The 22,039-nt window shown below is 73.7% G+C and carries 20 protein-coding genes and 1 other RNA gene; 10 read left to right on the forward strand and 11 right to left on the reverse strand.

Annotated features, from left to right (window positions below):
* Positions 1-139: 139 nt before the first annotated feature.
* Positions 140-1,669, forward strand: coding sequence for an MFS transporter (locus ACH4N1_RS01295; protein ID WP_398093641.1), 1,530 nt, complete (start codon positions 140-142; stop codon positions 1,667-1,669).
* A gap of 596 nt (positions 1,670-2,265) precedes the next feature.
* On the opposite strand, the gene rnpB is transcribed toward ACH4N1_RS01295, so the two are convergent.
* Positions 2,266-2,666, reverse strand: an RNA gene (gene rnpB / locus ACH4N1_RS01300) — RNase P RNA component class A.
* A 33-nt stretch (positions 2,667-2,699) separates the two neighbouring features.
* Positions 2,700-3,269: a Uma2 family endonuclease gene (locus ACH4N1_RS01305; protein WP_398094379.1), complete on the reverse strand. Its 570-nt coding sequence runs from the start codon at positions 3,267-3,269 to the stop codon at positions 2,700-2,702.
* 201 nt (positions 3,270-3,470) lie between these two features.
* Here ACH4N1_RS01305 and yaaA point away from each other — a divergent pair, with 201 nt between their 5' ends.
* The gene (yaaA, locus tag ACH4N1_RS01310; RefSeq protein WP_398093642.1) at positions 3,471-4,253 is read left to right on the forward strand and encodes a peroxide stress protein YaaA; all 783 of its coding nucleotides are present in this window, start codon (positions 3,471-3,473) and stop codon (positions 4,251-4,253) included.
* A 72-nt stretch (positions 4,254-4,325) separates the two neighbouring features.
* A complete protein-coding gene (gene eda / locus ACH4N1_RS01315) occupies positions 4,326-4,988 on the forward strand; it encodes a bifunctional 4-hydroxy-2-oxoglutarate aldolase/2-dehydro-3-deoxy-phosphogluconate aldolase (protein ID WP_398093643.1) in 663 nt (220 codons plus the stop codon).
* Here the strand turns inward: eda and ACH4N1_RS01320 are convergent.
* From ACH4N1_RS01320 to ACH4N1_RS01330, 3 genes are read right to left on the reverse strand one after another with little or no spacing between them, the layout of a single operon-like run.
* Positions 4,960-6,414 (reverse strand): bifunctional RNase H/acid phosphatase, encoded by a 1,455-nt coding sequence (locus tag ACH4N1_RS01320; RefSeq protein WP_398093645.1) that lies wholly within the window; start codon positions 6,412-6,414, stop codon positions 4,960-4,962. The two genes, eda and ACH4N1_RS01320, sit on opposite strands and share 29 nt — an antisense overlap.
* An 11-nt stretch (positions 6,415-6,425) precedes the next feature.
* Positions 6,426-7,169 (reverse strand): zinc ribbon domain-containing protein, encoded by a 744-nt coding sequence (locus tag ACH4N1_RS01325; RefSeq protein WP_398094380.1) that lies wholly within the window; start codon positions 7,167-7,169, stop codon positions 6,426-6,428.
* Positions 7,166-8,023, reverse strand: a complete 858-nt coding sequence (locus ACH4N1_RS01330; protein ID WP_398093647.1) for a Nif3-like dinuclear metal center hexameric protein — start codon at positions 8,021-8,023, stop codon at positions 7,166-7,168. Before ACH4N1_RS01330 ends, ACH4N1_RS01325 begins: the two co-directional genes overlap by 4 nt.
* A gap of 220 nt (positions 8,024-8,243) precedes the next feature.
* Here ACH4N1_RS01330 and ACH4N1_RS01335 point away from each other — a divergent pair, with 220 nt between their 5' ends.
* Positions 8,244-9,449, forward strand: a complete 1,206-nt coding sequence (locus tag ACH4N1_RS01335; RefSeq protein ID WP_398093649.1) for a hypothetical protein — start codon at positions 8,244-8,246, stop codon at positions 9,447-9,449.
* Positions 9,450-9,543: 94 nt separating this feature from the next.
* Positions 9,544-9,702, forward strand: a complete 159-nt coding sequence (locus ACH4N1_RS01340; protein ID WP_398093650.1) for a hypothetical protein — start codon at positions 9,544-9,546, stop codon at positions 9,700-9,702.
* A 260-nt stretch (positions 9,703-9,962) separates the two neighbouring features.
* On the opposite strand, the gene ACH4N1_RS01345 is transcribed toward ACH4N1_RS01340, so the two are convergent.
* Complete coding sequence (locus ACH4N1_RS01345) at positions 9,963-10,820, reverse strand: MaoC/PaaZ C-terminal domain-containing protein (protein WP_398093651.1); 858 nt, start codon at positions 10,818-10,820, stop codon at positions 9,963-9,965.
* A 337-nt stretch (positions 10,821-11,157) separates the two neighbouring features.
* Here ACH4N1_RS01345 and ACH4N1_RS01350 point away from each other — a divergent pair, with 337 nt between their 5' ends.
* Together ACH4N1_RS01350 and ACH4N1_RS01355 are read left to right on the forward strand one after the other, a co-directional pair.
* On the forward strand, positions 11,158-12,669 hold the full coding sequence (locus ACH4N1_RS01350) for a sensor histidine kinase (protein WP_398093652.1): 1,512 nt from the start codon (positions 11,158-11,160) through the stop codon (positions 12,667-12,669).
* 5 nt (positions 12,670-12,674) lie between these two features.
* Positions 12,675-13,307 carry a response regulator gene (locus ACH4N1_RS01355; protein WP_398094382.1) on the forward strand — a complete coding sequence of 211 codons (633 nt, stop codon included), beginning with the start codon at positions 12,675-12,677 and terminating at the stop codon, positions 13,305-13,307.
* A 285-nt stretch (positions 13,308-13,592) separates the two neighbouring features.
* Here the strand turns inward: ACH4N1_RS01355 and ACH4N1_RS01360 are convergent, their stop codons facing one another.
* Together ACH4N1_RS01360 and ACH4N1_RS01365 are read right to left on the reverse strand one after the other, a co-directional pair.
* Entirely contained in the window at positions 13,593-14,243 is a 651-nt protein-coding gene (locus tag ACH4N1_RS01360; RefSeq protein WP_398093654.1) for a class I SAM-dependent methyltransferase, read from the reverse strand.
* A gap of 92 nt (positions 14,244-14,335) precedes the next feature.
* Entirely contained in the window at positions 14,336-16,075 is a 1,740-nt protein-coding gene (locus ACH4N1_RS01365; protein WP_398093656.1) for an MFS transporter, read from the reverse strand.
* Positions 16,076-16,290: 215 nt separating this feature from the next.
* Here ACH4N1_RS01365 and ACH4N1_RS01370 point away from each other — a divergent pair, with 215 nt between their 5' ends.
* The 3 genes from ACH4N1_RS01370 to ACH4N1_RS01380 all read left to right on the forward strand — a co-directional run bounded on the left by ACH4N1_RS01370 (position 16,291) and on the right by ACH4N1_RS01380 (position 18,697).
* A complete protein-coding gene (locus tag ACH4N1_RS01370; RefSeq protein ID WP_398093658.1) occupies positions 16,291-17,235 on the forward strand; it encodes an N-acetylmuramoyl-L-alanine amidase in 945 nt (314 codons plus the stop codon).
* A 167-nt stretch (positions 17,236-17,402) separates the two neighbouring features.
* Positions 17,403-18,215 carry a hypothetical protein gene (locus ACH4N1_RS01375; protein WP_398093659.1) on the forward strand — a complete coding sequence of 271 codons (813 nt, stop codon included), beginning with the start codon at positions 17,403-17,405 and terminating at the stop codon, positions 18,213-18,215.
* A gap of 191 nt (positions 18,216-18,406) precedes the next feature.
* Positions 18,407-18,697 (forward strand): hypothetical protein, encoded by a 291-nt coding sequence (locus tag ACH4N1_RS01380; protein WP_366060135.1) that lies wholly within the window; start codon positions 18,407-18,409, stop codon positions 18,695-18,697.
* 28 nt (positions 18,698-18,725) lie between these two features.
* On the opposite strand, the gene ACH4N1_RS01385 is transcribed toward ACH4N1_RS01380, so the two are convergent.
* The 3 genes from ACH4N1_RS01385 to ACH4N1_RS01395 are packed head-to-tail and all read right to left on the reverse strand — an operon-like array spanning position 18,726 to position 21,978.
* Positions 18,726-19,796: a prenyltransferase/squalene oxidase repeat-containing protein gene (locus ACH4N1_RS01385; RefSeq protein ID WP_398093660.1), complete on the reverse strand. Its 1,071-nt coding sequence runs from the start codon at positions 19,794-19,796 to the stop codon at positions 18,726-18,728.
* On the reverse strand, positions 19,793-20,527 hold the full coding sequence (locus tag ACH4N1_RS01390) for a class I SAM-dependent methyltransferase (protein WP_398093661.1): 735 nt from the start codon (positions 20,525-20,527) through the stop codon (positions 19,793-19,795). The genes ACH4N1_RS01385 and ACH4N1_RS01390 overlap by 4 nt, the downstream gene beginning before the upstream one ends.
* Positions 20,521-21,978: a glycosyltransferase family 4 protein gene (locus ACH4N1_RS01395; RefSeq protein WP_398093662.1), complete on the reverse strand. Its 1,458-nt coding sequence runs from the start codon at positions 21,976-21,978 to the stop codon at positions 20,521-20,523. The genes ACH4N1_RS01390 and ACH4N1_RS01395 overlap by 7 nt, the downstream gene beginning before the upstream one ends.
* Positions 21,979-22,039: the final 61 nt, after the last annotated feature.

Raw genomic sequence — 22,039 nt, forward strand, 5'->3', positions numbered from 1 at the left:
CATCCCCACTTCCCGGACGGCCCGCCCAGCAGACCGCGTATGAACGATTGCGTTCCCTACTTGCCACTGCTAGAGTACCAAACAGTGAACGCTACAGTTCCTTAAAGCTTCCTCGACATTTCCCTGATAAGGCTACCAAATGGCTGTTAGCACCCCCGCAGTCGCAGCCCCGGCGAGCCCGCCCCGGCTAGCGCATCGCACCGGCCTCATGCTGGTTGTCATCGCCATGGCCCAGCTCATGGTAATCCTCGACGCCACCATCGTGAACGTAGCGCTCCCCAGCGTGCAGACGTCCCTGGGGTTCTCCACGCAGAACCTGTCGTGGGTGGTCAACGCCTACACCCTCGCGTTCGGCGGGCTGCTGCTGCTCGGCGGCCGGATCGGTGACCTCCTCGGCCGCCGCCCGGCCTTCATCGGCGGGATCCTGCTGTTCACGCTGGGGTCCCTGCTCGGCGGCCTCGCCCAGAACTCCGGATGGCTGCTGGGCATGCGCGTCATCCAGGGCGCCGGGGCCGCCATCGTCGTACCGACGGTGCTGTCCCTGATCGCCACCGGCTTCCCGACCGAGCGGGAGCGCAACCGGGCGTTCGCGGTGTTCGCCGGCGTATCGGGCGCGGGCGGCGCGATCGGCCTGGTGGCGGGCGGGTTGCTCACCGAGTGGGCCTCCTGGCGCTGGGTCCTGCTGGTCAACGTGCCCATCGGCGTCGCCCTGGCCCTGGCCGCGCCCCTGTTCATCGGCAGGACGCCGCGGAGCGAGGGCCGCTTCGACGTCGGCGGCGCGATCACCTCCACCGGGGGCGTCGCCCTGCTCGTGTACGGCTTCATCCACGCCTCCGACAGCGGCTGGCGGGAGGCCACCACGATCGGCTCGTTCATCGGGGCCGTGGTCCTGCTGGTGGCGTTCGTCTTCATCGAAAGCCGCACCCCGCAGCCGATCATCCCGCTGCGCCTGTTCGCCAGCCGCAACCGCTCGGGCATCTACGCCCTCGGGGTGGCGATGATGGGTTCCCTGATCGGGATGTTCTTCTTCCTGACCCTCTTCTTCCAGAACGTGCTGAGCTACAGCCCGCTCAAGACCGGCCTGGCCTTCCTGCCGCTCAGCGTCTCGATCATCGTCGTCTCCGGCGTGATGATGCAGCTCATCCCCAAGATCGGACAACGCCTGCCGCTGGTGGCCGGGACGCTCTTGATCACGGGCTCGCTCATCTGGCTGTCAGCCATCTCCGCCGACAGCGCCTACCTCAGCGACCTGCTCGGTCCCATGCTGCTGTACGGGTTCGGGGCGGGCATGGTGTTCATGCCGATGACCATGGTCGGCGTGTCCGACGTGGAGATGGAGGACACGGGGGCCGCTTCGGGCCTGCTCAACGCGACGCAGCAGATGGGCGGCTCGCTGAGCCTGGCGGTCATCATCACCGTGTACGGCGCGGCGACGAACGGGGCGACGGGCGACCCGGCGCACGTCCTGGCCAAGGGCGCCTCGGCCGGCTTCCTGGTCGCGGTGGGGTTCACGGTCGTCGCGCTCGCGCTGGTGGTCCTCCTCGTCCGGCCCGCCGCGAACGCGCCCATGCCGGGGATGATGCCCGGTATGGACGCCGGCCCGGACGCGGAGCCCGAGCCCTCGGCGGACGACTCGCCGTCGGCCCCGCAGGCCAAGAACCTGGAGTAGCCGCCGGAAGGACCTGGTTGAGGGGGCGGGTCCGCGGACCCGCCCCCTCGACCAGGTCCGGGTTGCCGCCTGACCACGGCCTCGGGCACCTTGCCGGTCACCCCGCGGGACGGGCCCGGCCGGGCGCGGAACCGCTCGGGCCGCTCGCGCGGCTTGAACCGCCCGGCCGGCAAGCCCGGCAGCTCGTCCGGAGCCCACGGGTCCCGCACGACCACGACCGCGTCGGCCCCGGCGCCCGGGCCCGGCAACCACCGCCGCCTCCAGCACCGCGGGGTGCTCGTACACGCGGGGTGCTCGTACACGCGGGGTGCTCGTACAGGGGAGCGTGCGACCCGCCGCCTTCGGGCCCACACCGCAGCGGACCCGCTTCCTGCCTCACGCCACGATCGCAGAGCACCGCACCAAGGCCGACGGAACGGTGATCCGGCCCAGGTCAGGGGAGTCCCCCGCACCCCTGCACCCCTGCACCCCTGCACCCCTGCACCAGGGACTTCCCAGGGACTTTCCGCCGCGTGACGCGGCAAGCCCCCGAAAGACCGGGAAGGGCCTCCGACGCAGGTCGGAGGCCCTTCCCGAGGCAAAGCCGCAGGCAGCGGCAGACGAGTCGGGCTGTACGCCGGGTTCTGTCGCCCGGTCGCCTCGCGGCGGCCGGGGAGACGGCCATCCATCTAGGACCGGCGTTGCCGCCGGCCTCGTGCGGTCTACCCGCGGACTCGGGCGGGCAGCCCTCCAACGTCCGCGCAGAGCGCGTTTCACGGCGCTCCTTTTGACCTTGCTCCGGGTGGGGTTTACCTAGCTGCCCAGGTCGCCCTGGGCACTGGTGGTCTCTTACACCACCGTTTCACCCTTACCCGGTGCCGAAGCGCCGGGCGGTCTGTTTTCTGTGGCACTGTCCCGCGGGTCACCCCGGGTGGCCGTTAGCCATCACCCTGCCCTGTGGAGCCCGGACGTTCCTCGGGAGGCCCTGGGGGCTTCACGCGGCCGTCCGCCCGGCTCGTCTGCCGTGTGGACCATGCTACCGGGCCACGGCTCAGAGGAAGTCCGCGGTCTCCAGATCGAAGCCGAAGGGCTCGGGGAGGGTGAGGGGCTTGCCGAAGGGGACGGTGGAGCGTTTGCGGTAATCCTCCTGGCCCGGGTCGCTGAGGAGCGTGACCTCGGAGGAGTCACGATCGACGAGAAGGTAGTGCGGGATGCCGGCACGGGCGTAGCAGCGTCGTTTGACCTCGCGGTCGGCCTTCGGTTTGGTGGAGGTCACCTCCAGGACCATCACAACGCCCTGGCAGGGCATCCAGGGATCGGCACCCCGGTAGAGCCTCAGCACCTCGGGAGCGAACGTCCCGTCCGGGATCACGTGGTCCTTGGGACAGCCTTCCGCTTTCCCCAGCTTCAGCCCCTTGTTCCCGGAGAACTGCATGTCGGTTCGGGACTTTCTGATCACCTGGGTCACGATCAACCCGATGCAGTCCTCGTGATCCCCGTCCGGCGGCGGTGTCACAACGATCTCCCCCTCGACGAGTTCCGCCCGGAAGCCTTCCGGGGTGTCCAGGGCGAGGAAGCCCTCCAGCAGGACCTCTTCCTGCGTGAGCGGCTCGTGGGCCATGGCAGTCACGTCACGCCCCTCCTTCGGTCGCTCGCCAGACTGGGGCATCGGTGGATCACCTGTCCGTGGGATCGGGAACCGTTCCCCCGATCGTGGCACAGGAGCACCGCCACCGCCGGGACACCGCTCGCTCGACCCCGCGGGGACGTGAACCGGCACCCCTTACGCTGGCGTGGAGTTCTGTCCGAAGGAGAAACGCGCGTGCTGGTCCTGCTGCCCCCGTCCGAAGGAAAGGCCGCCCCCGGCCGTGGCGCCCCGCTGAAGCCGGAGTCGCTGTCGCTGCCGGGGCTCGCCGCCGCGCGGGAGGCGGTGCTGGACGAGCTGGTCGAGCTGTGCGCCGGGGACGAGGAGAAGGCGCGCGAGGTGCTCGGGCTGAGCGAGGGGCTGCGGGGCGAGATCGCGAAGAACGCCGGGCTGCGCACCGCGGGCACGCGGCCGGCCGGGGAGGTCTACACGGGCGTGCTGTACGACGCCCTCGGCCTGGCGTCGCTCGACGCGGCCGCCCGGCGGCGGGCGGCTCGTTCGCTGCTGGTGTTCTCGGGGCTGTGGGGTGCCGTGCGGGTGACGGACCGCATCCCGTCGTACCGCTGCTCGATGGGGGTGCGGCTGCCGGGGCTGGGGGCGCTGGGCGCGCACTGGCGGGCGCCGATGGCCCAGGTGCTGCCCGAGGCGGCCGGGGACGGGCTGGTGCTGGACCTGCGGTCGGCGGCGTACGCGGCGGCGTGGAAGCCGAAGGGGGAGGTGGCCGCGCGGACGGCGAGCGTGCGGGTGCTGCACGCGCCGACCCGGAAGGTCGTCAGCCACTTCAACAAGGCGACGAAGGGCCGGATCGTGCGGAGCCTGCTGACGGCGGGCATCGCCCCCGAGGACCCGGCCGCCCTGGTGGTGGCGCTGCGGGACCTCGGTCACACGGTGGAGGAGCGGGCGCCCGCGCGGGCGGGGGCGGTCTGGACGCTGGACGTGCTGGTGGACGAGGTCCACTGACACCGAACGGTTCCGTTGCGCCATGTGCAACGACCTTTGCGTGGAGTGCACGCCGAGGGCAGGATGAGGCACATGACCTCACCCCCGCCCTCCCCTTCGGCTGCCTCGGTACTGGATCTCGCCCCCGTCGTGCCCGTGGTGGTCGTGGCGGACGTCGTCGACGCGGTGCCGCTGGCCCGTGCGCTGGTCGCGGGCGGGCTGCCGGCGATCGAGGTGACCCTGCGCACCCCGGCCGCCCTCGACGCGATCCGCGAGATCGCCGGCGCGGTGCCGGACGCGGTGGTGGGGGCCGGGACGGTGCTCACGCCGGAACAGGTGACGGACTGCCGGGCGGCCGGGGCGCGGTTCCTCGTGAGCCCCGGCTGGACGGACGCGCTCCTGACGGCGATGCGGGCGTCCGGGCTGCCCTTCCTGCCCGGGGTGTCGACCACCTCGGAGGTCGTGGCGCTGCTGGAACGCGGGGTGCGGGAGATGAAGTTCTTCCCCGCGCAGGCGGCGGGCGGTACGCCCTACCTGCGGTCGCTGGCCGGCCCGTTGCCGCAGGCCCGCTTCTGCCCGACCGGCGGCATCGGCCCCGACAACGCCGCGGAGTACCTGTCCCTGCCCAACGTCGTCTGTGTCGGCGGCAGTTGGATGGTACCGGCGGACGCGGTGGCGGCGCGGGACTGGACGCGGGTGACGGACCTGGCGCGGGCCGCCTCGCGGCTCACCCGCGCAGGTGGGACGTGTCGTTGAGGAGGCGGACGCTGGCGTTGCCGTCCGCGTAGTACGCGACGACCGACAGGGAGGCCGCCGACAGCTCCATCCGGAACAGCGCCTCGGGCGGGGCGCCCAGGGCGAGCCGGACCAGGGTCTTGATCGGGGTCACGTGGGTGACCAGCAGGACCGTGCGCCCCGCGTACGCCGCGACCAGCCGGTCGCGGGTGGCGGCGATCCGGGTCGCCGTCGCCGCGAAGCTCTCGCCGCCGCCGGTCGGTTCGGCCTCCGGGTCGGCCAGCCAGGCGTTCAGGTCGTCGGGGTGCCGCTCGCGGACCTCACCGAAGGTGAGCCCCTCCCAGGCGCCGAAGTCCGTCTCGCGCAGCCCGTCGTCGACGACGACCTCCAGCCCCAGGCGGGCCGCGACGGCCGCGGCGGTCTCCCGCGTCCGCGCGAGCGGCGAGGCGACGATGTGCTGGACCGTGCCCCGCCGGGCCAGCGCCGCCGCGACCCGCTCGGCCTGCTCCCGCCCGACGGCCGAGAGCGCGGGATCGCTCCCCCCGCTCCCGGAGAACCGCTTCTCGGGCGTGAGCGGCGTCTCGCCGTGCCGGAGCAGGACGAGGGTGGCGGGCGCCCCGAGGTCGGGGGCGGAACCCCAGCCGACGGAGGGCTGCGCCTGCCCGGCAGCGGCAGCGGCAGCCGGAGTGGCAGCGGCCGCGGTGGAGGCGGAGGCGAGGGTGCGGGCGGCGCGGCGGTCCGCGCCGGCAGGGGTGGTGACGGGGAGGGCGTTGTCGGCCGCGGTCGCGTCGCCGGACTGCCCGGCGGAGGGCGAGGGCCTCGCCGCGTCCCCCGTGCCGGCCACTGCCCCGTCCGCCCCCTCGGCAGGGGTCGCGGCACCGGCCGTACGTCCCCTCGCCAGGGCCTGGCGGGCCCTCGCCGCGCCGACGGCCGCGTCTCCGGGCGGCCCCGGGGGCGGGAGGTCGGCCGGGGCGGTCCGGGACCGGCCGGCAGGGGTGGCGAGCGCCGCCCTGGACGCCCCGGCGTCCCACTGCTCGCCCCGCTTGCCGGCGTCCATCGCCTCGTTGGCCAGACGGTCCGCGTGCTTGTTCTGTTCCCGGGGGATCCACTCGTAGGTGACCTGACCCGGTGGGTGGATCCGGGCGGCCTCCGCGGCCAGGGGCTTCATGTCGGGGTGCTTGATCTTCCAGCGGCCCGACATCTGCTCGACGACGAGCTTGGAGTCCATGCGGACGCGCACCGGGGCGGCGGGGTCCAGTTCGCGTGCGGCGCGCAGGCCGGCCAGCAGCCCCCGGTACTCGGCGACGTTGTTGGTGGCGACGCCGATGTACTCGGCCCGCTCGACGAGGGTCTCCCCCGTCGCCGCGTCGATGACCACGCTGCCGTAGCCCGCGGGCCCCGGGTTGCCCCGGGACCCTCCGTCGGCCTCGACGATGAACTCCCGCACCCCGCCCGCCCCTACAGGCCGGACTCGGAGGTCCGCACCAGGATCCGGCGGCAGTTCTCGCACCGTACGACGGTGTCGGGGGCGGCCTTGCGGATGTCGTTGATGTCGGTGATCGCCAGCTCCTGGCGGCAGCCCTGGCAGGTGCGCTGGTAGAGCTTGGCCGCGCCGACGCCGCCCTGCTGCTCGCGCAGCTTGTCGTAGAGCTTGAGCAGGTCGGCGGGGACGGTGGCGGCGATGACCTCGCGCTCCTTGGTCACGGAGGCGATCTCGCCGTCGATCGTCTCGAACGCGGCGTCGCGGCGGGCGGTGGCGTCGTCGATCCGGCCCTGGACGGAGCCGACGCGCTCGGTCAGCTCGGCGGCCCGCTCCTGGGCGGCCTCGCGGCGTTCCATGACCTCCAGGACGACGTCCTCGAGGTCGCCCTGGCGCTTGGCGAGGGAGACGATCTCGCGCTGGAGGTTCTCCAGGTCCTTCGGGGAGGTGACGGCGCCGGAGCCGAGGCGCTGCTGGTCGCGGGCGGCGCGCTGGCGGACCTGGTCGACGTCCTGCTCGGCCTTGGTCTGCTCGCGGGCGGTGTCGCTCTCCTCCGTCTGCGCGGCCACCAGGAGGTCGCGCAGCTGCGTGAGGTCCTTGGTCAGCGACTCGATCTCGGCGTGCTCGGGCAGCGAGCGGCGCCTGTGCGCGAGCTGCTGGAGGCGGACGTCGAGGTCCTGGACGTCGAGGAGTCGGATCTGGTCGGCGGGCGCGGCGTTCAGTTGGGGGCTCCAGGTGAAGGGAATCGGCTGGTCCAGGGGTCGGTGACCGTCTTCGAGACGTGGACCCGCAGACCCCAGCCGTGGCGGTCGGAGATCTCGTCGAGCTGGGCTGCGGCCAGCTCGCACCAGGGCCACTCGGTGGCCCAGTGCGCCGCGTCGAGCAGCACGAGAGGTGCGTGGGCGCCGTGGGCGCCGTGCTCGCGGGCCTCGGACACCGGGTGGTGGCGCAGGTCCGCGGTGAGGAAGGCGTCGACGCCCGCGGCGCGGACGTGGTCGAAGAGGCTGTCGCCGGACCCGCCGCTGACCGCGACGGTCCGTACGACTGCGTCCGGGTCGCCCGCCACCCGGACGCCCTGCACGGTGGCGGGCAGCCGCTCGGCGGCGCGGGCGGCGAACTCGCGGACGGTGAGCGGGTGGTCGAGTTCGCAGATCCGGCCGAGGCCGCGGCGCCCCTCGGGGTCGCCGGGGTCGGGCACGAGGGGTCCTACGACGCGCAGGTCGAGGGCGCCGGCGAGGGCGTCGCTGACACCGGGGTCGGCGGTGTCGGCGTTGGTGTGGGCGACGTGCAGGGCGATGTCGTGCTTGATGAGGGTGTGCACGACACGGCCCTTGAAGGTGGAGGCCGCGACGGTCGTCGTCCCGCGGAGGTAGAGCGGGTGATGGGTGACGATCAGGTCGGCGCCCAGCTCCACCGCCTCGTCGACGATCTCCTGGACGGGGTCGACGGCGAAGAGGACCCGCCCGACGTCCTGACCGGGTTCGCCCACGACGGTGCCGACCGCGTCCCAGGACTCGGCCCGCTCGGCGGGCCACAGGTTCTCCAGCGCGGCGATGACTTCAGACAGACGGGGCACGGGGAAAGGCTACCTGGCCGCCCCGCGCCCCCGTACCGCCGCCGGTCGGCGGGCGGCCGGCGGGCGCCCGGTGGGGACACATCGCCCCAAGCCCCTGCACATCCCCCACGACACCCGGAGCAGAATCGCTTCTGCGCCACTCGTACGAGCGAAGTCCCCGCCCGCCGACGCCCCGCCCGCGCGTACGAAAACTAGCTTCGTCGCCGGAGGTGACCGAACGATGACGGTCTGTGCGATCGAAGCCACCGCGGAGACCGGGGACGACGACCCGACGCCGCACGCGCCCTGCGCGATCACGGCGGACGGCACCTACGCCGCACGTCTAGCCCGCGACGGCGATTCCTGGTTCCCGGAGCGCTGGACACTGGACGGCCCCGAGCCGTACGCCGTACCGCTGCCCGCCCACCAGCCGGAGGAGCCCGGCACGGAGGTGCAGCCGATGGCCGACGGGCGGGTCCTGATCCGCCGGCTGTCGCAGGGGCGGCACACCTTCTCCCTGCTGTACCCGACCGGCCCCGGCACGGGTGAGCTCCCGCTGGGCGCGGTCGCGTGCCCGGACGGGGACACCGCCTTGCGGCTGCTGCCCCCGGCGCCGGACGGGCGGCGGGCGTACGCCGTCGCCGTGGGCCGGCGTTCGACGGCGCTGTGGCTGGTGGCGGGCGGCGCCTCCGGCCCCGAGCGGCTCGCCGAGATCCCGGGCCGCTGCTCGGGCGGGGTGTGGCTGGACCGGACCGGCCGCATGCTGGCCCTGGACCGCGAGGCCGAGGGCCGCACCAAGACGGTCGTGGTGGACCTGGAGCGGGGCGGCGAGGTGTCCCCGCTGCTCCAGATCACCGCCGGCAGCGACGACCGGCTGCTGCTCGCCGCCCCGGACAGCGGACTGCTCCTGATCAGCTCGGACGCGCCGTCGCCCGGTGAGCCCCAGCTCGGCTGGGGGGTGCTGGGCAGCACCCTGCCGGTGCGTTTCCCCCGGTCGCTGCGGCTCGCCGGCCGCGCGCTGACGCCGTTCGCGGTCCAGCCGGGGCAGGTGCTCGTGCCGGAGAACTGTGCGGTGGCGCTGCGCGTCGACGGCCCCTTCGGGAGCTGGGTCGGGGTGTGGCGTCCGGCGGACCGGCGGTTGCGCGAGTTCGCGGCGCCGCGGGGCTGGCTGACCGGCAGCGGCCTGTGGACGGAGGACGGAGTGCTGCGGCTGCCGTACGCGGCGGAGGGGGAGCCCTGTGGGGTCGCGCGGGTGGCGGTGCCGGCCGCGCGCACGGAGGAGCCGGCGGGGGCGTCGGCCGGGCGTGCGGAGCAGCGCCCGGGCGGTACCGCCGAGGGTGTCCCGGACGCCGTCGCCGAGACCCTGGAACCGGAACCTCCGGAACCTGTCGCGCCCCGGCCCGTACCGCTCCAACAGGCGCCCCTGGCCGGGCTTGTAACGAAGTAGCGGCGGTCGGCGTGGCCGCCTGGATCCACCCCGAGGGCCGCCGGATAAGCTCTCCCGGCTGAAAAAGATCATGTTGACGGGGTGAACACTTCCGATGAGCGACACAAGCACGATGCAGCCGTGGTCCACCGACACGCAGGAGGGGACCGGTCACGGCAGGCACCGGGGTCCGGTCTCGTCCCACGACGGCGAGTCCGCTCCCCTCGGCCGGCACCGCAAGCCGGCCGAGGAGAAGGCCGACGCCGCTGTCTGACGGTCACGCCTGTGGGCCCGGTCCGCCGTTCGGCGGGCCGGGCCCACAGCTGTTCTCGTCACCCCTTCCGCCGCGGCGCCCGCACCTGCGTCACGCGGGCGTGTTCCCCCCTCGGGCCTCCCGGGGCCTCCCGGGTCCTCCCGGGTCCTCCCGGGCCCTCCCGGGTCCCTCCGGGTCCTCCCGGGTCCTCCCGGGTCCCTCCGGGTACCTCCGGGTACCTCCGAGTCCTTCCGGGTCCTCCCTCCCGGACGTCGGCCGGTTCAGCGGTGTTCGACGACCGTGTCGGTGAGCACGGGCGCGTCGCCCCGCTCCACGGCGCTCGCGGTGACCCGGACCGTCCCCTCACCGCGCCACATGCGGATGCGGAGGGTCTCCCCCGGGAAGACCACCCCGGCGAACCGGGTGGTGTAGGCGCGCACCCGCGTCACGTCCCCGTCGAGCAGGGTGTCGACGACCGCCTTGAGGGTCACCCCGTAGGTGCACAGGCCGTGCAGGACGGGCCGGTCGAAGCCGGACGCCTTCGCGAAGGCGGGGTCGGCGTGCAGCGGGTTCCAGTCGCCGGAGAGGCGGTAGAGGAGGGCCTGGTCCTCGCGGAGGTGCCGTTCGACGGTGCGGTCGGGGTCGCCGGCCGGCGGGTCGGGCCGGGCCGAGGGGCCCCGGTCGCCGCCCCAGCCGCCCTCGCCCCGGACGAAGATCCGGGCCTCGTTCGTCCACAGCGGCCCGTTCGCGTCGGTGACCTCGGTGCGCATGACGAGCACGGCGGCCTCGCCCTTGTCGTGGACGGCGGTGATGCGGTCGGCGGCGGTGGCGGTGCCCTCGGCGGGCAGCGGGCGGTGCAGGGTGAGCGACTGGCCGCCGTGCAGGACGCGGGCGAGGTCGACGTCGACGCCGGGCAGGGACAGTCCGCCGGTCACGCCGGGTGGGCCGCCGCCCGCGACGGTGGCGAAGCTCGGCAGGACGTGCAGCCGGGACTCCAGCGTGTAGCGCAGTTCGCCGGGGTCGGTGGCGGGGACGCCGGCGCCGATGCCGAGGTGGTAGAGCAGGACGTCCTTGCGGTCCCAGGCGATCTCGCCGGTCCGGGGTGCGGCGGCGAGCGCCTTGGCTGCGTCGATGGGCACGGGGCTCCTGGCGGGTCTCGGGACCTCGGCGCGACCGTCCGCGCCGTCGGCCGCACCGGGGGTCGTCACGGGCGGGTCCGGAAGGCGTTCCGGTCCGGCGCCCTCTGTATAGCCCGGCGCCCGGCAGGCGTGAAGGATCCCGGCAGGCGTGAAGGATGCTGACGGCACGTCGGTTCGGCGTGCCGGTTCGACGTGCCGGTTCGGCGCACCGGGACATTTGTCCTGCCCAGGTCGGTACAACCGCATCTGTCCGCGGGCCGGGGTGGGTGCGTAGCGTCAAAGCGGTGGGCGAGGACCCGCGGAGGGACGACGAAGAGGGACGAGAAGGGGGACCGGGATGCGCGGGAAGCAGTGGGTGGCCTGTCGGTGGCAGGAGCACGTGCGGCACAAGGCCGAGCGCGCCCGTGACCGGGAGGCGATGCGGGAGTGGCGCAGGACGGGCGAGGTGCCGGATCATCCGGGCCCGCCGCCGTCCGGCTACTCCCTGCTGCCGTGGCTGCTGCTCGGCATGGGCGCCTTCTCGAACCTCCTTCAGGGCGAGGCCAACCCGTGGATCGGCGGCCTCGGAGTGCTGACCTTCAACTCCCTCTACATCTATGTCGTGTTCCGCAGTTTCGTCCGGGAGAAGCGGAAGGCGCTCTCGACACGGCTGGCCCTGGTGCTCATGGCGCTCGTCACCTGCGCTCTGGCGCTCGGCTACGGCGGCAGCTGGCTGAGCTTCTTCCCCTTGCTGGGGCTGGCCGTCGGCGCGAGCACGCGAGGGCCCTGGCTGGGGCCGGTCGGCGTCGGACTGGCGCTGGCCGCCGGCGCCGCCGCCGTGTACCGCAACGGCTGGAGCGACGCGGTGAACGTCGCCTACGGCACCCTCCTGTCGACGATGGTGACGGCGGCGATCCTGTCCCTGGCCGAGGCGGTACGGCAGTTGCGGGCCGCCCGCGAGGAACTGGCCCGGCGGGCGGTCGAGGAGGAGCGGCTGCGGTTCTCCCGCGATCTGCACGACCTGCTCGGGCACACCCTGTCGGTGATCGTGGTGAAGTCGGAGGCGGTCCGGCGGCTCGCGGAGCGCGATCTCGACGCGGCCCTCGCCCAGGTCATGGACATAGAGGCGGTGGGCCGCCAGGCGCTGACGGAGATCCGCGAGGCGGTCACCGGGTACCGCGAGGGCAGTCTCGCCACCGAACTGGACCGGGCCCGTTCGGTCCTGACGGCGGCGGGCGTCGAGCCGGTGGTCGACCGGTCGGGCCCCCCACCGTCCCCGCGGACGGCCGCCCTGCTGGGCTGGGTGGTGCGCGAGGCGGTCACCAACGTGGTCCGCCACAGCGGGGCCGGGCGCTGCGAGATCACCGTGTCGGGCACGGCGGAGCGAGCGCGGCTGACGGTCACCGACGACGGCACGGGCGCGGGCGGCAGGGGTGCGGGCGGCTCCGGTACCGGCGGTCCCGGTCCGGACGGTCCCGGCACGGGCGCCCACTCGTGCGCGGTGGGCTGCGGCACCGGTCTGACCGGCCTGCGCGAGCGCCTCGCGGCGGCGGGCGGCTCCCTGACGGCGGGCCCGGGCCCGGACGGCGGCTTCACGGTCACGGCGGAACTCCCGTCGGACGCGCCGCCGGCCCACGGGGCGGCGGAACCCGGGGACGCCCGGCGGGCACACGGGGCGGCGGGGCACGCCGGTGCCGGGCAGCCCTGTGGGGCGCCGGACCGAGGGGGCGCTCGGCAGCCCGGCGGGGCGGGAGGGGCTGCCGGTGGGCCGCGGCCGTACCGGAGCGGGGCGGGCGCGGCCTCTTCCCCGGTGGAGCCGGTGGCGGGGGCGGTGCCGTCCGGGCCCGCCGGACCTACGCTGAAGCCGTGAACGAGATGCCCCGTGACCATCGCCCGGCCAAGTCCATCAGGGTCCTGCTCGCGGAGGACCAGGGCATGATGCGCGGGGCGCTGGCCCTGCTGCTGGGGCTGGAGCCGGACATGGAGGTGGTGGCGCAGGTGGGCACCGGGGACGCGATCGTGGACGCCGTCCTCCTGCACCGTCCGGACGTCGCCCTCCTCGACATCGAACTGCCCGGCATGAGCGGCCTGGACGCCGCCGCCGAGCTGCGCGAGCAGGCGCCCGACTGCCGGGTGCTGATCCTCACCACCTTCGGCCGGCCGGGCTATCTGCGGCGCGCCATGGAAGCCGGGGCCGCCGGGTTCCTCGTGAAGGACGGACCGGTGGAGGAACTGGCGGTCACGATCCGCCGGGTGCTGACCGGAGAGACGGTGGTCGATCCGGCCCTGGCGGCCGCCGCGCTCAGCGTGGGGCCCAGCCCGCTGACGGCCCGTGAGTGCGAGGTCCTCAGGGCGTCCGCCGACGGCGCGACGGTCGCCGATGTCGCCGCGACGCTGCATCTGTCGGAGTCGACGGTCCGAAACCACCTCTCCGCGGCCATCGGCAAGACGGGCACCCGCAACCGTGCGGAGGCGATGCGCGTGGCGCGCCACCAGGGCTGGCTCTGAGCGGTGCGCACACGACGGGCGCCGTGCCCGCCTGCTGGGACGAACACGGCGGGAGGCCCGTGCCCCGCAGTCGCCGGGCACGGTCACGGAGCCGGCCGGGTGCCGGCCCTAGGTCCTGTCGTCAAATTCCTGCCGTCCGCCTGGAGGGCGGGCTCTGCGGCGTCAGGTGCGTGCTCTCGGCGTGCCGGGCCCTGATCCTCGTACTGGACGTACTCGGGTCAGGGCCCGGTGCGGCGAGAGTGCGTGCATGGCGCCGCGGGGCAGGCGGGAATTTGACGACAGGGCCTAGAAGCCGGGACCTGTCCGGCGCAGGACGCGCAGGGAGCCGGTGTCCGAGACCTCCGTGAAGGCGCCGGACTCCAGGGCGCGCAGGTAGACGCGGTAGGGGGCCTGGCCGGTGAACTCGTCGGCCGGGTCCGGGAAGACGTCGTGGATGACGAGCAGGCCGCCCTCGGCGACGTGCGGGGCCCAGCCCTCGTAGTCGGAGCCGGCGTGCTCGTCGGTGTGGCCGCCGTCGACGAAGACCAGGCCGAGGGGCGAGTTCCAGAAGGCGGCGATCTGCGGGGACCGGCCGACCAGCGCCACCACGTGCTCCTCGAGGCCGGCCCGGTGCAGGGTGCGGCGGAAGGCGGGCAGGGTGTCCATCAGACCGATCTCGGGGTCGACGGTCTCCGGGTCGTGGTACTCCCAGCCCGGTTGCTGCTCCTCGCTGCCCCGGTGGTGGTCGAGGGTGAGCGCGGTGACCCCGGCCCGCCGGGCGGCGTCCGCGAGCAGGATCGTCGAACGGCCGCAGTAGGTGCCGACCTCCAGCAGCGGCAGCCCCAGACCGGACGCCTCCACGGCGGCGGCGTACAGCGCGAGTCCCTCGTCGAGGGGCATGAACCCCTTGGCGGCCTCGAACGCGGCCAGGATCTCGGGCTCGGGTGCCGCGGGCATCGGGGGTCCTTCCGGTCGTGCGTGCGTCTGGGCCCGCCCATGGTGCCGCACCCCCCGTCGGAGGAGCGACGGGGGGTGCGGGGGGGTGCGGGTCAGGCGGTGACCGTCTCGCCCGGCAGCGCCAGGTCCAGGTCGACCGGGCGTTCGTCGCCGGTGTGGGTCGCGGCGGACGCGAGGGGGCCGTGCCCGCCGGCCCTGGCGGCGAGGACGTAGGAGCCCCGGGCCGGGACGGCGACGGCGTAGCTGCCGTCGGCCTGCGAGAGGGTGGCGCCGGCCTGACGGCCGCGGTGGTCGATGAGGGTGACCTTGGCGTGGGCGACCGGGGCGCCGTCGGCGTCCAGGACCCGGCCCCGGAAGCCCCGCAGGACCGCTTCGGCGTGCGCGAGGTTGGCGTCCTCCTCGCTGCTGGCACGCAACTGCGGCGTCGCCGCGGGGGTGCGGCGGGGCAGGAACAGGGCGAGGAGCAGGCCGACGGCGACGGCTCCGGTGGCGATCAGGAAGGAGACCCGGAAGCCGTGCATGGTCGGGACGGCCACGCCGCCCACGTCGTTCGCGGTGTTGGCGAGCACCATGCCGATGACGGCGCTGGACACCGACGTGCCGATGGACCGCATCAGGGTGTTGAGGCCGTTGGCGGCGCCCGTCTCCGAGGCCGGGACCGCGCCGACGATCAGCGCGGGCAGCGAGGAGTAGGCGAGGCCGATGCCCGCGCCCAGGACGACCGCGATGACGAGGCTCTGCCAGGCGGCGCTCATCAGGCCGAGGCCGGCGCCGTAGCCGATCGCGATGATCAGCAGGCCGAGGATCAGGGTGACCTTGGGGCCGTACTTCGCGGAGAGGCGGGCGTAGACCGGCGCGGTGACCATCATCGTCAGTCCGAGCGGTGCCACCAGGAGGCCGGCGCTGACCATCGACTGGCCGAGGCCGTAGCCGGTGCTCCTGGGCAGCTGGAGGAGCTGGGGCAGGACGAGGGAGACGACGTAGAAGGAGACGCCGACCATGATCGAGGCGAGGTTGGTGAACAGGACCGCCGGGCGGGCGCTGGTGCGCAGGTCGACCAGCGGCGCCTTGACGCGCAGCTCCATCAGGCCCCACAGCAGGAGCACGACGACGGAGGCGGCGAACAGGCCGAGCGTGAGGCCCGAGGACCAGCCCCAGTCGCTGCCCTTGGTGATCGGCAGCAGGAACAGGACGAGGCCGGCGGAGAGGCCGAGCGCGCCCGGCAGGTCGAAGGAGCCCTCGGCGCGGGCCGGGGACTCGGGGACGACGAGCAGGGTGAGGACGATGGCGAGGACGCCGAGACCGGCGGCGCCGTAGAAGAGGGTGTGCCAGTCGGCGTGCTGGGCGACGAGGGCCGCGGCGGGCAGGGCGAGGCCACCGCCGACGCCGATGGAGGAGCTCATCAGCGCCATCGCCGAGCCGAGCTTCTCGCGGGGCAGCATGTCGCGCATCAGGCCGATGCCGAGCGGTATGGCGCCCATCGCGAAGCCCTGGAGGGTACGGCCGACGATCATGGTGAGCAGGTCGCTGGTGACGGCGCTGACCAGGGCGCCGACGACCATCACGGCGAGGCTGAGGATCAGCGTGCGCCGCTTGCCGTACAGGTCGCCGAGGCGGCCCATGATCGGGGTGGCGACGGCGCCGGACAGCAGGGTCGAGGTGAGGACCCAGGTGGCGTTGCTGGGGGCGGTGTCCAGCAGCTGCGGCAGGTCCTTGATGACCGGTACCAGCAGGGTCTGCATCACCGCGACGACGATGCCCGCGAAGGCGAGCACCGGGACGACGGCACCGCCCGCCCTGCGTCCGGGCCGGTCGGTCGACGTGTGCGTCATGAAGCGAGGCCTCCAGGCCTGGGAGTGGACGGGTGGACGGCTGAGCCGTGCGGGTACGTGCAGCTTGAACCTCGTATGCACGAGCAACTATTCCGATGCTTCGGCACACTAACGAAATCTTGACCTTCTCTTGGGGAAGGGCGGCGCGGGCGGCACCCCCGGACCGGGGCGCGCGGGCGGGCGGGAAGGTGACGGCAGGCCCTAGGGTGGCAGGCGTGTCCTACGTAGGCCCTGACTTCGATCCCCCGCGTCCCCGCCGCTCCCCGCTGCGGCGCACGCTCACCGTGCTGTTCGCCGTGCTCGTGCCGGGCGCGCTGCTCGGCTGGCTGGCGTGGGAGGCGCTGGGCGGGTCCCAGGAGGGCGGGCCCGGCCGGGTCGCGGCCTCCGGCGCCGGGGGGACGGCCTCGGCCGGCGGTGACCCGGACGGCGAGCCGGGCGCCTCGGCCTCGCGGTCCCCGACGGCGTCCGCCCCCGGCGGCGCCGGGAGCCTCGCGGGCAAGGTCGTCGTCATCGACCCGGGACACAACCCCGCCAACTCCACGCACACGGCCGAGATCAGCCGCCAGGTGGACATCGGCACCAACAAGAAGGAGTGCGACACCACCGGCACCGCCACCGACTCCGGTTACAGCGAGGCCGCGTTCACTCTCGACGTGGCGCACCGGCTGCGCGCCCTGCTGGAACGACAGGGCGCCACGGTGAAGTTGACGCAGGACGCCGACCGGCCCTACGGGCCCTGTGTCGACGAGCGGGCCCGGATCGGCAACTCGGCCCGCGCGGACGCCGTCGTGTCGGTGCACGCCGACGGAGCGGGCGCCGGGCAGCGCGGCTTCCACGTGATCCTGCCGGGCGCGGTGCACGAGGGCGCCGCCGACACCCGTGCCGTCGTGGCCCCTTCGCGGGAACTCGGGGAGCTGATCGCCGGCGACTTCGCGGACGCCACGGACACCTCGCCCTCCAACTACGTCGGCGACGGCACCGGTCTCGTCACGCGTGAGGACCTGGGCGGTCTCAATCTGTCAACGGTTCCCAAGGTGTTCATCGAGTGCGGGAACATGCGCGATAGCAAGGATGCGGCACTGCTCACCAGCGGTGCCTGGCGGCAGAAGGCGGCGCAGGGGATCTCTGAGGGAATCGTGAGTTTCCTGCGCGGGCGGTGACCGACCCGCTGATCCCCGGGGACAGTCCGATCGTGTGGACGATAGTGTCGTCCACACGACGAGGGGCCGCCCCCGTGCTTCCCACCCGGGCCTGACGGCGACATGGTGACAGCGACGCCTCTACCGATGCGTGTACCGACGACGAGACGACTGACGAAGGACCTGAAGTGAATATCCGCTCCCTCACTCGAGGCGACGGCGTGGTGATCGGAGCAGCGGTATTGCTGTTCATCGCGTCGTTCCTGGACACGTTCGACGGCTCCGGCGGCGACATTCCCACCGCCTGGGACAACCTCGGTCTGCTGATGAGCATGTACGTCGGCGGCATCATCGGTGCGGCCCTGATCGTCCTCGCCCGCGCGCTGCCCCAGCCGCGCAAGATCGTCGGCCTGGACCTCGGGCAGCTCGGGGTCGCGCTGACGGTGTTCGCCGCGTGGACGGCGTTCTGGTCGATCATCGACCCGCTGGGCGCGTTCAGCGACACCTTCGGCAGCGCGGACGTGGAGCGGGGGGCCGGTCTCATCCTCGGCTTCATCGCGGCGCTCGTGCTGGCCGGCGCCGCCGTCGCCACCCCCCTCGTCCCGGCCCTCCAGGGTGCGCTGGTCCCGGCCCCGAAGCCGCCGGCGCCGCTGCCCTACGGCGCGCAGCCGCCCGGCGGCTACGGCTACCCGGGTGCGCAGCAGCAGCCGTCGCCGTTCGGCGGGCAGCCGCAGCAGGGTCAGCAGCCGGGCCAGCCGCCGTTCGCGGGCGGTCAGCCGGCTCCGGCGCAGCCGCCGGCCGCCGACTTCTCGCCGTTCTGGTTCGCGGTGCCGGTGCCGCGTCCGCTGTACGCGGAGGACGGCGCGCCCATGCCGATCGCCGAACTGGCTCCCGGCACCTGGTACCTGGCCGTCGAGCAGGGCGCCCAGGGGCTGGTGGCGCAGACCCAGGACGGCCGTCGCGGCGTGCTGCGGGACACCTCCGGCATCCAGCGCGGCTGACCGGGTCCGCACCCCGCGTCCGCACTCCGTGTCCTGCGGCCCCTCGCCCTCGCGGGCGGGGGGCCGTTGCCGTGCGGCCGCCCCTGCGCCCACCTGACACTCCGTCAAGATGCCTGCCCGCGCGGAACGGAGAACGGGGAAGCCGCGAACAGGCGGTGTTTCATCCCGTCACGAGCGGCAAGCCGGACTGCATGTCCCCTCGATACCGTAACGGTGCGCATTCGGCAGGCACGGTCATCGCCGTCGTCGCCGACGTGATGGCCTTCATCCTGGGCCTCTGGATCGTCATGTATCTGCTGGACGCCAACCGCGGCAACGAACTGGTGCAGTTCGTGCACGACGTGGCCCGGTGGCTGGCGGGCTGGTCGTACGACCTGTTCACGTTCGACGAGGCGTGGGCGAGGGTCGTGGCGGGCTACGGCCTGGCGGCGGTCGTGTACCTGTTCGTCGGGCACGCGATCGCCAACCGGGTCCGCCACTGACCTCCGGCAGACGTCGTCGGCGACCGTCTCAGCCGCAGCAGTCGGGATCCAGTCCCGTCGGCAGGCGGTCGCCGCCGAACACCGCGCAGGTGGCCTCGTGCCCGCCCAGCGCGGCGACCGCGAGCAGCAGCGATCCGGCGGTCCACGTCGTCAACTCCTGCGGCCACAGGGCCGCGTCCTCGAAGACGTACCCCGTCCAGTACAGCCCGGACTCCGGGTCGCGCAGCCGCTGGATCCACTGGAGGATCTCCAGCGCGCGGTCGGACTCGCCCACCGCCCAGAGCGCCAGGGCGAGTTCGGCCGACTCCCCGCCGGTCACCCACGGGTTGGGTACGACGCAGCGCACGCCGAGCCCCGGCACGACGAACCGGTCCCACATCTCCTCGATGCGGACCTTGGCCTCCGTGCCGGTGAGCGCGCCGCCGAGGACCGGGTAGTACCAGTCCATGGAGTAGCGGGTCTTGTCCAGGAACCGCTCGGGGTGCCGGCGGATGGCGTGCCGCAGCGCGCCCGCCGCCAACTCCCAGTCCGGCTGCGGTTCTTCGCGCTGCTCGGCGATGGCCAGGGCGCAGCGCAGCGCGTGGTGGACGGAGGAGGAGCCGGTCAGCAGCGCGTCCGCGGTGGGCGTGCCGTCGTCGTCGCGGCGCCAGCCGATCTGCCCGCCGCTCTGCTGGAGCCGCAGCACGTACTCGACCGCCGCGTGGACGACCGGCCACATGCGGTCCAGGAAGGTGTCGTCGCCGGTGGACAGGTAGTGGTGCCAGACGCCGACGGCGACGTAGGCGACGAAGTTCGTCTCCCGGCCGCGGTCGGTGACGTCGGCGAAGTCGCCGTCGGCGTAGGCCGCGTACCAGGAGCCGTCCTCGTTCTGGTGCCGGGCGAGCCACTCGTACGCCCGCTCGGCGGCCTCGTGCTCGCCCGCCGCGTCCAGCGCCATCGCGGCCTCGGTGTGGTCCCACGGGTCGAGGTGGTGCCCGCGGAACCACGGGATCGCGCCGTCCTCCCGCTGTTCGGCCAGGATGCCGCGGACGGTCTCGACGGCCTGCTCGGCGGTGAGGACGCCGGGCAGGACGAGGTGTTCCGTCCGGGGAGTCGTCACTTGGCGTCCACCCGGGGCAGGTGCGGCTTGGTCGCGTACGCCACGAAGCTCTTGCCGATCAGCGGGTTCAGCGCCTGTTCGGCGACCCGGGTGGCCAGCGGCTTCTTCATGATGTCCCAGACCAGCAGCTTGTGGTACGCCCGCACCGGCAGCGCCTTGTCGTTGTCGACGCCGAACGCGCACTTCAGCCACCAGTACGGCGAGTGCAGCGCGTGGGCGTGGTGGCTGCCGTAGGGCCGCAGGCCGGCCTCACGGATCTTGGCGAGCAGTTCGTCCGCCTTGTAGATGCGGATGTGGCCGCCCTCGACCTCGTGGTAGGCGTCGGACAGGGTCCAGCAGACCTTCTCGGGGCCGTAGCGCGGAACGGTGATCGCGATGCGGCCGCCGGGCCGCAGGACCCGCACCATCTCGGCGAGGACGCCCTTGTCGTCGGGGATGTGCTCCATCACCTCGGAGATGATGACGACGTCGAAGGACTCGTCGGGGAAGGGCAGCGCGAGGGCGTCGCCCTCCATCGCGGTGGCGGTGGCGCCCTCGGGGGCCTCGCCCGCCTCCTTCATCGCCGCGAACCACTTGGCGACCTCGCGGATCTCCTCGCCGTTCTGGTCCAGCGCGACGACCTGGGCACCGCGCCGGTAGCACTCGAAGGCGTGGCGTCCCGCCCCGCAGCCGAGGTCCAGGACACGGTCGCCCGGGGCGAGCGGGAACCGGGAGAAGTCGACGGTCAGCACGTGGCCCTGCTTTCGCGATCGGATGCGGCGTCGGCGTCGGGGACGACGTCCGCGGGCGGGGATGCGGGGGGTGATACGGAAGCGGAGGGAGAGGCGGGGGCGGAGGTGCGGGGTGCCGGCCGCGGGCCGGACGGGCGGGACCGTCCGCCACCGGCCCGTTCGACGGCCTCGCGGTACCGCTCGACGGTGCCCTCGGCGGCGCGCGCCCAGGTGAACCGCTCCAGCACCCGCCGGCGTCCGGCCGCGCCCAGCCGGGCCCGCAGCGCCGGGTCGCCGAGCAGCCGGGCCAGCGCGGCGGCCAGCGCTCCCGCGTCGCCCGGCGGTACGGCCAGGCAGGTCTCCCCGTCCGGTCCGGCGACCTCGGGGGTGGCGCCGCCGGTGGTGGCGACGAGGGGGGTGCCGGTCGCCATGGCCTCCGCGGCCGGCAGCGAGAAGCCCTCGTAGAGGGAGGGCACGCAGGCGACCTCCGCCGACCGCACCAGGTCGACGAGTTCGGCGTCGGAGATGCCCTTGACGAACTCGATGGCGCCGTGGAGGCCGTAGCGTTCCACCGCGGCGGCGACGGGGCCCTCCTGCGGGCGCTTGCCGACGACGACGAGGTGGGCGTCCGGCTGCTCGGTACGGACCTTGGCCAGCGCCTCGACGAGGAAGACCAGGCCCTTGAGCGGCACGTCCGCGCTGGACGTCGTGACGATGCGGCCCGGCACGACGGGCACCGACGGGTCGGGCGCGAACAGGTCGGTGTCGGCGCCGATGTGGACGACGTGGATGCGGTCGTCGCGGACCCCGAGGTGGTCGACGATCTCCTGGCGGGAGGTCCCGGAGACGGTGAGCACGGACGGCAGGCGGCGGGCGACGCGCTTCTGCATGCGGGTGAAGGCGTACCAGCGGCGCACCGAGGCGCGGCGCTTCCAGCCCTCGGCCGCGTCCAGCTCCAACTGCCGGTCGACGGTGATGGGGTGGTGGATGGTGGTGACCAGGGGTGCGCCGACGTCGCCCAACAGGCCGTAGCCGAGGGTCTGGTTGTCGTGCACGACGTCGAACTCGCCGCGACGGGCCCGCAGATGGCGGCGGGCGCGCAGGGAGAAGGTCAGCGGTTCGGGGAAGCCGCCGGTCCACATCGTGGCCACTTCGAGGGCGTCGATCCAGTCGCGGTACTCGTCGCGCTCCGGGGTGCGGAAGGGGTCGGGCTGACGGTAGAGGTCCAGGCTGGGCAGCTCGGTGAGGGACAGCCGGCCGTCGTGGTCCCCGTCGAGGACCGGGTAGGGCTGGGAGCCGATGACCTCGACGCGGTGGCCGAGCCGGACCAGTTCGCGCGAGAGGTGGCGGACGTAGACGCCCTGGCCGCCGCAGAACGGGTTCCCCTTGTAGGTGAGGAGCGCGATGTCGAGCGGTCGCCCGCCGTCCGCGGCGAGGTCCTGGGACCCCGCCTGACTGGCCTCAGCGGTCACTCCGGGCCCCCTTCTGCCTGCACTGTCCCGCGAGACTACGACGGGACGCTAATCTAGAACA

Source organism: Streptomyces sp. NPDC017202 (assembly GCF_044331705.1).
Classification (GTDB): domain Bacteria; phylum Actinomycetota; class Actinomycetes; order Streptomycetales; family Streptomycetaceae; genus Streptomyces.

What these genes read in the sequence shown, in the direction of transcription:
- ACH4N1_RS01335 (WP_398093649.1), top strand. Translation starts at nt 8,244, where the DNA reads ATGACGGTCTGTGCGATCGAAGCCACCGCGGAGACCGGGGACGACGAC.
- ACH4N1_RS01340 (WP_398093650.1), top strand. Translation starts at nt 9,544, where the DNA reads ATGAGCGACACAAGCACGATGCAGCCGTGGTCCACCGACACGCAGGAG.
- ACH4N1_RS01360 (WP_398093654.1), bottom strand. Translation starts at nt 14,243, where the DNA reads ATGCCCGCGGCACCCGAGCCCGAGATCCTGGCCGCGTTCGAGGCCGCC.
- ACH4N1_RS01350 (WP_398093652.1), top strand. Translation starts at nt 11,158, where the DNA reads ATGCGCGGGAAGCAGTGGGTGGCCTGTCGGTGGCAGGAGCACGTGCGG.
- ACH4N1_RS01380 (WP_366060135.1), top strand. Translation starts at nt 18,407, where the DNA reads ATGTCCCCTCGATACCGTAACGGTGCGCATTCGGCAGGCACGGTCATC.
- ACH4N1_RS01295 (WP_398093641.1), top strand. Translation starts at nt 140, where the DNA reads ATGGCTGTTAGCACCCCCGCAGTCGCAGCCCCGGCGAGCCCGCCCCGG.
- ACH4N1_RS01355 (WP_398094382.1), top strand. Translation starts at nt 12,675, where the DNA reads ATGCCCCGTGACCATCGCCCGGCCAAGTCCATCAGGGTCCTGCTCGCG.
- eda (WP_398093643.1), top strand. Translation starts at nt 4,326, where the DNA reads ATGACCTCACCCCCGCCCTCCCCTTCGGCTGCCTCGGTACTGGATCTC.
- ACH4N1_RS01365 (WP_398093656.1), bottom strand. Translation starts at nt 16,075, where the DNA reads ATGACGCACACGTCGACCGACCGGCCCGGACGCAGGGCGGGCGGTGCC.
- ACH4N1_RS01305 (WP_398094379.1), bottom strand. Translation starts at nt 3,269, where the DNA reads ATGGCCCACGAGCCGCTCACGCAGGAAGAGGTCCTGCTGGAGGGCTTC.